General features: G+C 71.6%; 2 protein-coding genes. Both read right to left on the reverse strand.

Going from position 1 to position 2,578, the window contains the following annotated elements; all coding sequences use genetic code 11:
• Positions 1–4: 4 nt before the first annotated feature.
• Entirely contained in the window at positions 5–1,198 is a 1,194-nt protein-coding gene (locus ACIQOV_RS36780; RefSeq protein WP_401055147.1) for a glycine C-acetyltransferase, read from the reverse strand.
• 53 nt (positions 1,199–1,251) lie between these two features.
• A complete protein-coding gene (tdh, locus tag ACIQOV_RS36785) occupies positions 1,252–2,280 on the reverse strand; it encodes an L-threonine 3-dehydrogenase (RefSeq protein ID WP_380538282.1) in 1,029 nt (342 codons plus the stop codon).
• Positions 2,281–2,578: the final 298 nt, after the last annotated feature.

The following is a 2,578-nucleotide window of genomic DNA, read 5'->3' on the forward strand; positions in this document are numbered from 1 at the left end:
GAGGTCAGCCCTCCAGGGCGGCGCGCGCGTCCATGAAGGCCGCGACGGCGCGCTCGACGTCCTCGGTGGAGTGCGCCGCGGACAGCTGCACCCGGATCCGGGCCTGGCCGTGCGGCACCACCGGGTAGGAGAAGCCGATCACGTACACGCCGCGCTCCAGCAGCAGTTCGGCGAGCCGGCCGGCCTCGGCCGCGTCTCCGATCATCACCGGGGCGATCGGGTGGTCGCCGGGCAGGATCTCGAACCCGGCCTCGGTCATCCGCGTCCGGAACAGCGCCGTGTTGGCCGCGAGCCGCTCGCGCAGCTCGTTGGACTTCTCGACCAGGTCGAGCACCTTGAGCGAGGCGGCCGCGATCACCGGGGCCAGCGAGTTGGAGAACAGGTACGGGCGGGAGCGCTGGCGCAGCAGGGCGACGATCTCCCGGCGGGCGGCGACGTAGCCGCCGGAGGCGCCGCCGAGCGCCTTGCCGAGGGTGCCGGTGATGATGTCCACGCGGTCCATCACGCCGTGCAGCTCCGGGGTGCCCCGGCCGCCCGCGCCGACGAAGCCGACGGCGTGCGAGTCGTCCACCATGACCATGGCGTCGTAGCGGTCGGCCAGGTCGCAGATCTCGCGCAGCGGGGCGACGTAGCCGTCCATCGAGAACACGCCGTCGGTGACGATCAGGCGGCGGCGGGCGTCCTGGGTGTCCTGGAGCTGCTTCTCCAGGTCGGCCAGGTCACGGTTGGCGTAGCGGTGGCGGCGGGCCTTGCTGAGCCGGATGCCGTCGATGATGCTGGCGTGGTTCAGCGCGTCGGAGATGACGGCGTCGCGGTCGTCCAGCAGGGTCTCGAAGACACCGCCGTTGGCGTCGAAGCAGGAGGAGTAGAGGATCGTGTCCTCCTGGCCGAGGAAGGCCGAGAGGCGGTCCTCCAGCTCCTTGTGGACGTCCTGGGTGCCGCAGATGAAGCGGACCGAGGCCATCCCGTAGCCCCAGCGGTCCAGGGCGTCCTTGGCCGCGGCGAGCACCTCGGGGTGGTCGGCCAGGCCGAGGTAGTTGTTGGCGCAGAAGTTCAGCACCTCGCCCGGGCGGCCGCCGCCGGTCACGGTGACGGCGGCGCTCTGCGGGCTTCCGATCACCCGCTCGGGCTTGAACAGGCCGGCCTCGCGGATCTCGTCCAGGGTGGCGGCGACGTCGGCACGCACGTTGTCGAACACTGCGGTCTCCTTAAGCAGTTCGGCGGGAGCAGTTCGGCGGGGCTGGGGCGGGCTCAGGCGGTCCAGTCGAGGATGATCTTGCCGCAGTTGCCGCCCGCGGCGTCGTCGAACGCGGCCTCGAAGTCGGTGGCGGCGTAGCGGCCGGTGATCACCGGGCTGAGGTCCAGGCCGCCCTCCAGCAGCACGGACATCGCGTACCAGGTCTCGAACATCTCGCGGCCGTAGATGCCCTTGATGGTGATCATCGAGGTGACGATCGAGGCCCAGTCCACCGGGAACTGCTCGGCGGGCAGGCCGAGCATGGCGATCTTCCCGCCGTGGGTCATGTTGGCGATCATCGACTGCATCGCCTCGGGACGGCCGGACATCTCCAGGCCGACGTCGAAGCCCTCGCGCAGGCCCAGCTTCTGCTGGCCCTCCTCGATGGTGTGCTCGGAGACGTCGAGCGCCAGCGTCACACCGACCCGGCGGGCCAGGTCGAGGCGGTACGGGGAGACGTCGGTGATCATCACGTTGCGGGCGCCGGCGTGCTTGGCGACGGCGGCGGCCATGATGCCGATCGGACCGGCGCCGGTGACCAGCACGTCCTCGCCGACCAGCGGGAAGGACAGCGCGGTGTGCACGGCGTTGCCGAACGGGTCGAAGATCGCGGCCACGTCCAGGTCGACCGGCACCCGGTGCACCCAGACGTTGGAGGCGGGCAGCGCCACGTACTCGGCGAAGGCGCCGTCACGGTTGACGCCCAGGCCGACGGTGTTGCGGCACAGGTGGCGGCGGCCGGCCAGGCAGTTGCGGCACTTGCCGCAGACCAGGTGGCCCTCGCCGCTGACCAGGTCGCCGACCGCGATGTCCGCGACGCCGGCGCCGAGCTCGGCGACCTCGCCGACGAACTCGTGGCCCAGCACCAGCGGGGTCCTGATGGTCTGCTGGGCCCAGCCGTCCCACTTGCGGATGTGCAGGTCGGTGCCGCAGATGCCGGTCCGCAGCACCTTGATCAGCACCTCGCCGGGGCCGATCTCGGGCTTCGGGACATCGATCATCCAGAGGCCGGGCTCGGCCTGCTGCTTGACGAGTGCCTTCACGGCAACGGCTCCTGACGTGCGCGGGGACGGCCTTCGGGGGTCGGGCAGGCCGAGGGGCCCGGTTCGGCCGTTCCTGACGGTCGCACTCCGGGCAGGCAGAAATCTGCCTGGTCGGAGGGGGTGCGGTCCATCGAGGAATTCTTAAGGGCGGCCACAGCTGGGCTGAACGATCGTGCCCGAGCAGCGGCCGACGGCGGGTGCGGCATGCCGGTGCTCACCCGTCCGGCCGAGCGCGGGGCGGCCGCCGCGACACCGTCCGACGGGGCGCCGGCCGGGGTTGCGTGATGCCGCCGGGGGT

The sequence above is a fragment of the Kitasatospora sp. NPDC091257 genome, from assembly GCF_044757675.1.
In the GTDB taxonomy this organism is placed as follows: Bacteria; Actinomycetota; Actinomycetes; order Streptomycetales; family Streptomycetaceae; genus Kitasatospora; species Kitasatospora lactacystinica.